Here is a 7,743-nt window from a genome sequence, read left to right on the forward strand (position 1 = left end):
CTGGGGGTAGAGCAGGGCACGGCAGGGGGGCATGCGGCTCCCGGGTGCCCCTAATGCAACCGATCAGCTCGATCTAAGACCTCCGGAGGGAGGACCTCGGATGCGGCCAAAAACTCAATGCCGATGACCCTGCCATCTTTGTCGATGTCGATTTCCAGCTCTCCTTCCAGCCCCTCAGCGGTGATACCTGATATCTGCCGCTCCGATAACCGGCCCGGCTCCGCGATATCCAGGTAGGCCGCGTCAACTTCTGGGTCATAGGTAAGTTTCATCAATTAACGAGCTTCCTGTGTTGAGTTCATGATGGCTGTCTCTTTCTGCCAGACCTCTAAAGGAATCGGCGCAAAGGAGTCCGAATTTGGCTCTAAAGCTCTAAAGGGCGCGCCCTTTGTGCCTATTCCTTTAGAGGTCTGAGGGGAGAGCAGGCTAGAGCAAGGCGGAGGGAGCGTATCGACGCGCGAAGCCCCGCAAGCAACCAACAGCCAGCAACCCACCTACTGCAGCGCCGAGGTCAGCTTGCACACGTTGTCGAGGTAGCGCCGGCCCCAGCCGCGCTCGTTCCACTCGTCGAGGGTGAGCTTGGAAGATGCAGAAATATAGCTTTCGCCGAGTTCGTGGATTTGGGTAAGTAGGTTGCCCGTCGCCACGAGCAAAGTCGACTCGTAATTCAGGCCAAAGGAACGCATGTCCAGGTTGGAGGAGCCGAAGGCGGCGACAGAGCGATCGTCGGGAGCGGCTGGGTCGGCAAGCACGAACTTGGTGTGCAGCACGTAGGGGAAGGGGTATTGGTGGATGTTGACGCCGGCCTCGAGAAGCACCTGGTAGTAGGAGGACTGCGCGTGGTGCACGAAGAACTGGTCGGCCTTCTCTGAGACCAGCAGGTCCACCTGCACACCGCGGTAGCAGGCGGTGGTCACGGCCTCGAGCATGGACTCGTTGGGGATGAAGTAGGGCGAGCAGATCACCAGCCGTTCCTTGGCGTGGTGGATCAGAGAGGTGAACATGCGCAGGTTGGGTTCGGTGGTGTAACCGGGGCCAGAAGGTACGAGCTGAACCACGTTGTCTTCGCCCGTCTCACCGGCCACCTCGTGGGGTGCGGGCACGTCGATGGCCTCGTCGGATTCGGTGTACCAGTCGACGGCGAACATGGACTCGATGGATGCCACGATCGGCCCGGAGACCTCGGCCATGGCGTCGATCCACATGCGCTGCTTCTTGGTGTGCTTCTTGATCAAGTAGGTCCGGTCGATCATGTTCATCGAGCCGATGAAGGCGATGTCGCCATCAATAACGATGACCTTGCGGTGATTGCGCAGGTCAGGGCGGCGCCACCGGCCGCGCCACGGAGCCAGGGGCAGCATGAGCTCCCACTCCACGCCAATCTCGCTCAGGCGCCGGCCCAACTTGCGGAAACCCGGGTACTTCAGCGACCCGATCTGGTCCAAGAGCAGGCGCACGCGCACTCCGCGCTTCACGGCGCGCTCGAGCGAGCGGTAGAACACGTCGGTGGTCTCATCCCAGGCCTGGATGTAGATCTCTACGTGAACGTAGTCGCGGGCCTCGTCGATGACCTCGGCAATCCGGGCGATGGTCTCGTTGTAGTCGGAGTGCAGGCCACGGTAGTTCGCGTGCACGGCGGGAAAACCGGTCAGCTCGCGGCTCAGGCGCACCATCGAGTCGACCTCGGGGCTGAGCGTGGTGTCATCCGGGCGATCGGGAAAGCCCTCATGGACGTTCTCGATCTTCTGGTTGGCCTCCTGTTGGATGCGGTGGCGCCGCCGGTCGATGTAGGGCGAGCCCATGAGCAGGAACAGCGGCAGTCCCACGACGGGCAGCAGGAGGATCAGCAGCAGCCAGGCGTTGCTTGACGACGGCCTCCGGCCCTCCGGCACCACACCCACCGCGATGATTTTGATGGTGTAGTCGAGAATCAGGCCGATGACTTGCCAGGTGGTCAGGTCGATATTGATGTTCATGGATTAGCGCACCGAGTCATAGTCTTTGAGCTGGTAGTCGACCACGAGCGGGGCATGGTCGCTGGCACCCTTACCGCTGCGCTCGGCCACGTCGACAAAGGCGTCGGTGGCTGCTTCTGCCAGCGCGGCGGAGGCGAGCTGGAAGTCGATGCGCATGCCCTCGCCTTTAGAGAAGCGCATGGATTTGTAGTCGTAATAGGTATAGGGCTCGTGGGCGAGTTTTAGGCCGACGTCGGTCAGGCCGGCGTCGAGAAGCATCTCAAAGGCCTGGCGTTCGGGTTCGGTGACGTGGGTTTTGCCGTCGAAAAGCGTGATATCCCAGACGTCCTCATCGCGCGGGGCGACGTTGAAATCCCCGGTGAGCAGCAGGTGCTCACCGTCGAAGTCCTCGGCGTAGTGGGCTAGCGCGTAGGTGAAGGCGAGCTTGTAGTCGTAGTGGCGGTCGCCGATCTCGCGGCCGTTGGGGATGTAGAGCGACCACACACGCACGCCCCCGCAGGTCGCGCCTACCGCGCGGGCCTCCAGGTCTTGGAGCTTGGCGGGGTCCTTGGCAAAGCCGGGCTGGCCGGGCAGGTGATCCTCGACGTCTTCGAGGCCCACGCGCGAGAGGATGGCCACGCCGTTCCACTGGTTGTAGCCCACGTGGGCGACCTCGTAGCCGAGCTCCTCGAAGCGCTGGTGAGGGAAGTTTTTCTCGTTCGACTTGGTCTCCTGGACCGTGAGCACGTCGATGTTGTGGCGGACAAGGAAGTCCTCCATGCGCTCTGCTCGCGAGCGCGCCGAGTTCACGTTCCAGGTGGCGATGCGCATGAGGAACAGAATACCTTTGCCTACCCCCAGGGGCCCGCGGTGTGTGATTTCCTGCACAACACTTAAGCGCTGCGTTATGTTTAACAATCACGACCAAGGGGAGGTGGCCATGACCAGAGGGATCTGGCGGATGTTCGTGTACAGCGCGATCGGCATTTTCGCGTTCTTTGTGCCCATTACCTATAAGGGCGTGAACTCGATCCCGCTGGATCACATCGTCACCCTGATCAAGGAGCATGCCGGGCCGGTCGTGCCGTACATCATTCTCGCGCTCGCACTTGCGGGGACAGTTCGCTCCATCGCCGTGCGCCCTTGGCGTATCAACGTCACGGCGGTGCTCTTTGCCATCGCCAACACGGTGGGGCTGATCGTCTCCGCGCTGTGGGTATTCGGGTTGCTCCCGAGCTGGTTGGCGGCCGACGACCTCGTGCCGTTTTTGTGGAACAAGATCGCCATCCCCGTCGGGCTCATCGTCCCCATCGGTGGGCTCTTTCTCTCGCTGCTGCTGGGCTACGGCCTGCTGGAGTTTGTGGGCGTGTTCATGCAGCCGGTCATGCGCCCGCTGTGGCGCACGCCGGGCCGCTCGGCCATCGACGCGGTCGCCTCGTTTGTGGGTTCCTACTCGCTGGGCCTGCTGATTACGGACCGCGTCTACCGCGACGGCGGCTACACCGCGCGCGAGGCCGCCATCATCGGGGCGGGCTTTTCGACGGTCTCCGCAGCCTTCATGGTGATCGTCGCCAAAGCCCTGGGCTTGATGGATCACTGGCTGCTCTACTTCTTCGTCTCCCTGGTGGTCACCTTCGCGGTCTCGGCGCTGATGGTGCGCCTGCCACCCATCACGCTGATTCCCGACGAGTACTACCCCGGCTCCACCCCGGACCCCGAAAAGCCGGTGACGGGCAACCGCTTCGCTGCGGCCTGGGCGGAGTCGAAGAAGGTGCTGGACCAGGCCCCCTCGCTCGGGCGCAACCTGTGGACCAACCTGCTGGATGGACTGAAGATGTCCGCCTCGATCGTGCCGTCAATCATGTCGATCGGGCTGGCCGGCCTGGTGTTGGCCAAGTTCACGCCTGTGTTCACCTGGCTGGGCTACCTCTTCGTGCCGTTTGCCTGGCTGGTTCGCCTGCCCGACCCAGTGCTGGCCGGCAAGGCGTTTGCCGTGAGTATTGCCGAGATGTTCCTGCCCTCCACCGTGGTGGCGGATCACCCGTCGCTGGAGCTGCGCTTTGTGGTCGGCGTGGTGTCAGTCTCGGCCATCATCTTCTTCTCAGCAATGGTGCCGGCCCTGCTGAGCACCGAGATCCCGCTGAAGATCTGGCACATGGTGCTCATTTGGTTCGTGCGCGTGGTGCTCACCGTGGTGATTGCCGCCCCGATCGCGCACGTGCTGCTCTAAACGCTGGTGGCGTAGCGGCGCCGGTGGTGCTCCACGAATCCCTGCTCGCGCAGGCGCTCGAGCTCTTCGGTGTCAGAGGCTGAGACGTGGAACTGCGCACCGGATTCGTCCAGCATCACCAGGGTCTCTTCCCCGAGCTCCCAGTCGGCCACGTGTGGTTCGGCGGTGGCGCCGAGGCGCTCCACCAGGCACACGCGCGGCGGCAGGTTGCGTGCACGGTAGAACTCCACGATCTCTGCCAGCGGGGCGGGCGTCACACCCGCCGAGCGGCCCAGGGGCAACGCGGCATTGTCTGCCCCTATACGCATGAGCCACTGGCCGTCGCTGGTCCACTGCTCCTCGCTGGCCGGGTGTTCCTGCGCCCAAGCCTGCTCCCCCCGGCGAATGTCGGAGTTACGCACCCGGCGCGGGGACAGGCGCTTGATGATGCCGATCTGCTCGGCCGGCACCTCGACCTCGGGCAGGGAAGAAGGATAGCCACCCACCTCCTGCGGGCGCAGGCGCAGCGGCTCCAGGCTGGTCACGTGCCCGATCACGTCCGAGTGGACGTCGCCGAACACGCGGCGCACCACTACGCGCTCGCCGATGGAGACGTCGTCGGAGCGGAAGATGCGTGACATTTAGTAGCCGAAGGGGTCGTCGTCCTCACCCGGCAGCCAGGTCAGGCCCGGCTCGGTCCACCCATTGGCCTTGATGGCCTTCTTGGCCGCGCGCTTGTTCCGGCCGATCAGAGTGTCGGTGTAGAGGAAGCCGTCGAGATGCCCCACCTCGTGCTGCAGGCAGCGCGCGAAGAAGCCGTAGCCCTCGATACTGACGGGTTCACCGTTTTCGTCGGTGCCGGTTACGCGCGCCCAGTCGGCACGCCCGGTAGGGAAGGACTCGCCGGGTACGGAGAGGCAGCCTTCCTGGTCGAGCTCCTCGTCGGGCATGGTCTTGGGGATTTCGCTGGTCTCCAAGACGGGGTTGATCACCGTGCCGCGGCGCATGCCACCGTCGGGCTTCTCGGTGCCCTCGGGGCCGTCGACGTCGGGGCAGTGGTAGACGAACAGGCGCTTGTTCACGCCGATCTGGTTGGCGGCGAGGCCGACGCCGTGCGCTGCGTCCATGGTCTCGTGCATGTCGGCAATGAGCTCGGCGAGCTCGGCCGGGGACTCGGTGACGGGCTCGGTGGGGTTGTGCAGGACGGGGTCGCCGTGGATAACGATGGGCCGAATGGTCATGCCCTACAGTTTAGGCATGCCCTCACTCTCGCCCCTCGACGCCCGCATTCTTGAGTTCGAAGCGTCCGCGCCCCGCTCGGTCGGCGCCAAAGAAGAGGCGATTAAAGAGGCGTTCGGGATGGAGCCGATGCGCTATTACCAGCGCCTCAACATGCTTATCGACGCCCCGCCGGCCATGCAGTCCCATCCCCTCCTGACTGCTCGTTTGCGCAGGTTGCGGGATCGCCGGGAGGATGCGCGCCGGGCAACTCGGGGTTAAATTTTCAGCCTGCCTCCCCAAACCTTCAAGTTGTGGTTTAGAGTTACGGCTGTGACTAATGTGAATCCTGAGAATGACCACGGACGTACCGAAGGCTCTCACGCCGTCAAGCGTGGCGGCGCTGCCGCCGCTGGCCTGCCCCTGCGCGGGCTCGCCATGGTGCTGATCGCCGTCTTCATCCTGCTCGGCCTCTGGGGGCTCTACGCCCTGACGCAGAAGGGCGACGATTCCAACCAGGCCGCCTCCTCCAACTCCACCACTGCGATCTCCAGCTCGGCCCCGCAGAACGAGGCCGCCCCCTCCAGTGGCCAGCGCGTTCCCCCGGCCACCGCTCCGGCTTCCCCGTCTGCTTCCGCGCCGGCTGCTGCCCCGGCAGCTCCGGGCCAGCCAGCACCGGCTCCGGGGGCAGAGACTGGTGCTGCAGCTGGCGCCGGCGCTGGCTCTGCCGCCGCCCAGCCCACCGTGAACGTGCTCAACAACTCCACCGTCGGCGGGCTTGCCGAGCGCGTCTTCAACGACCTCAAGGCCCAGGGCACCCACGTGGGCAACCACGGCAACCTGCCGGGAGACTCCGTGCGCCTGCCCGAGACCACCGTGTTCTACCAGCCCGGCGACGCCGCCGGCGAGAAGGCAGCCCGCGATCTAGCCGACCGGATCGCTAAGACCAATGGCGTGCCCGCCACCGCGAAGCCAAACGATGCGGCTCTGCCGAAGGACGTCGTTAAGCCTGGCGACATCACCCTCGCCCTCATCGGAGACATCCATATTTAGTAACCTACAGATATGGCCGAGAACTTCCGCCGCAGCGAACGCCCCACGCTAGGAATCGAATGGGAGCTCGGGGTCATCGATCCTGAGACCCGCGATCTGGTCCCGCGTGCCGTGGAGCTCATCGATCACATCGAGCCGCGCTACCCGCAGCTGCACTTCGAGCGGGAGTTCTTGCAAAACACCGTCGAGCTGGTCACCGGCGTGCACACCACCGTGCCGCGGGCCGTCGACGAGCTGCGCCAGGGCGTCGATGCGCTCACCTCCGGAGCTGCCGAGCTTGGTGCAGCGATCTGGACGTCCGGCTCGCACCCGTTTTCCGACTTCCGCGAGCAGCCCGTCAGCCCCAAGATGACCTACGCGGAGATCATTAACCGCACCCAGTACTGGGGCCAGCAGATGCTCATCTGGGGCATTCACGTCCACGTGGGCATTAGCCACGAGGATCGCGTGTGGCCGATCATCAACGCGATCATGACGCACTACCCGCACCTGCTGTCGATTTCGGCGTCCTCGCCGGGTTGGGACGGCATCGATACCGGGTACGCCTCCAACCGCACCATGCTCTACCAGCAGCTTCCCACCGCCGGCCTGCCGTACCAGTTCGGCTCCTGGGCCGAGTGGGAGGCCTTCCAGCACGACCAGTCCACCAGCGGGGTGACCAACCACACCGGCTCGATGCATTTCGACGTCCGCCCCGCCTCCAAGTGGGGAACCATCGAGGTGCGCATCTCCGACGCGACCTCCAACCTGCGCGAGCTCTCCGCCATCGTGGCGCTGACTCACTGCCTGGTGGTGCACTACGACCGCATGATCGACCGCGGTGAGGAGTTGCCTACGCTGCAGCCCTGGCACGTCGCCGAAAACAAGTGGCGAGCCGCGCGCTACGGCCTCGAAGCCCTCGTGATCACCTCCCGCGAGACGGAGGAGCGCTGGGTCACGCAGGAGCTCAGCGAGCTTGTAGACACCCTCGAGCCGCTGGCACGCGAACTCGACTGCTACGAGGAGCTGCAGCTCATCGGCGAGATCCTCGAGCGCGGGGCCGGTTACGCCCGCCAGCGCCGGATCCACGAACTGACCGGTGACTGGCGCAAGGCCGTCGACGCCACCAGCGCCGAGCTCCTGGAGCTGCGCCCGATCCGTTAGCCGGGCTCGCGGCGGGGTGTGGGCGGCGCTGTGAGCCGCGCTGTGGGCCGCGCTGTGGGCCGCGAGTGCAAATGTTTACGCTTCCCGTAGTGCCAGCCTTGTTGTGAGTCACCCTGCAACAAGGAGGCAATCATGTTCACACCCGAAGAAAAGCGTCAAGCAGTC

General features: G+C 64.5%; 9 protein-coding genes. 4 read left to right on the top strand and 5 right to left on the bottom strand.

Annotated features, from left to right (window positions below; genetic code table 11):
- Positions 1–50: 50 nt before the first annotated feature.
- From FHE74_RS09170 to FHE74_RS09180, 3 genes are all read right to left on the bottom strand, one after another.
- Positions 51–272, bottom strand: a complete 222-nt coding sequence (locus FHE74_RS09170; protein ID WP_139466212.1) for a DUF2283 domain-containing protein — start codon at positions 270–272, stop codon at positions 51–53.
- A gap of 222 nt (positions 273–494) precedes the next feature.
- Positions 495–1,976, bottom strand: coding sequence for a cardiolipin synthase (gene cls / locus FHE74_RS09175; RefSeq protein WP_139466213.1), 1,482 nt, complete (start codon positions 1,974–1,976; stop codon positions 495–497).
- 3 nt (positions 1,977–1,979) lie between these two features.
- Entirely contained in the window at positions 1,980–2,786 is an 807-nt protein-coding gene (locus FHE74_RS09180; protein ID WP_139466214.1) for an exodeoxyribonuclease III, read from the bottom strand.
- 109 nt (positions 2,787–2,895) lie between these two features.
- On the opposite strand from FHE74_RS09180, the gene FHE74_RS09185 reads away from it, so the two are divergent.
- Positions 2,896–4,185, top strand: coding sequence for a YjiH family protein (locus FHE74_RS09185; protein WP_246049258.1), 1,290 nt, complete (start codon positions 2,896–2,898; stop codon positions 4,183–4,185).
- Here FHE74_RS09185 and FHE74_RS09190 read toward each other — a convergent pair.
- Together FHE74_RS09190 and FHE74_RS09195 are read right to left on the bottom strand one after the other, a co-directional pair.
- Positions 4,182–4,805 carry a GNAT family N-acetyltransferase, cg3035/Rv0428c family gene (locus tag FHE74_RS09190; protein WP_139466215.1) on the bottom strand — a complete coding sequence of 208 codons (624 nt, stop codon included), beginning with the start codon at positions 4,803–4,805 and terminating at the stop codon, positions 4,182–4,184. The two genes, FHE74_RS09185 and FHE74_RS09190, sit on opposite strands and share 4 nt — an antisense overlap.
- Positions 4,806–5,405, bottom strand: a complete 600-nt coding sequence (locus FHE74_RS09195) for a peptide deformylase (protein WP_139466216.1) — start codon at positions 5,403–5,405, stop codon at positions 4,806–4,808.
- A 16-nt stretch (positions 5,406–5,421) separates the two neighbouring features.
- On the opposite strand from FHE74_RS09195, the gene FHE74_RS09200 reads away from it, so the two are divergent.
- From FHE74_RS09200 to FHE74_RS09210, 3 genes are read left to right on the top strand one after another with little or no spacing between them, the layout of a single operon-like run.
- Positions 5,422–5,664 carry a DUF3263 domain-containing protein gene (locus FHE74_RS09200; RefSeq protein ID WP_246049259.1) on the top strand — a complete coding sequence of 81 codons (243 nt, stop codon included), beginning with the start codon at positions 5,422–5,424 and terminating at the stop codon, positions 5,662–5,664.
- A 51-nt stretch (positions 5,665–5,715) separates the two neighbouring features.
- A complete protein-coding gene (locus FHE74_RS09205) occupies positions 5,716–6,435 on the top strand; it encodes a LytR C-terminal domain-containing protein (RefSeq protein WP_139466218.1) in 720 nt (239 codons plus the stop codon).
- Between the two features lie 12 nt (positions 6,436–6,447).
- Positions 6,448–7,578 (top strand): glutamate--cysteine ligase, encoded by a 1,131-nt coding sequence (locus FHE74_RS09210; protein ID WP_139466219.1) that lies wholly within the window; start codon positions 6,448–6,450, stop codon positions 7,576–7,578.
- The last annotated feature ends 165 nt before the right edge of the window (positions 7,579–7,743 follow it).

The organism is Corynebacterium tapiri (genome assembly GCF_006334925.1).
Taxonomy (GTDB): Bacteria; Actinomycetota; Actinomycetes; order Mycobacteriales; family Mycobacteriaceae; genus Corynebacterium; species Corynebacterium tapiri.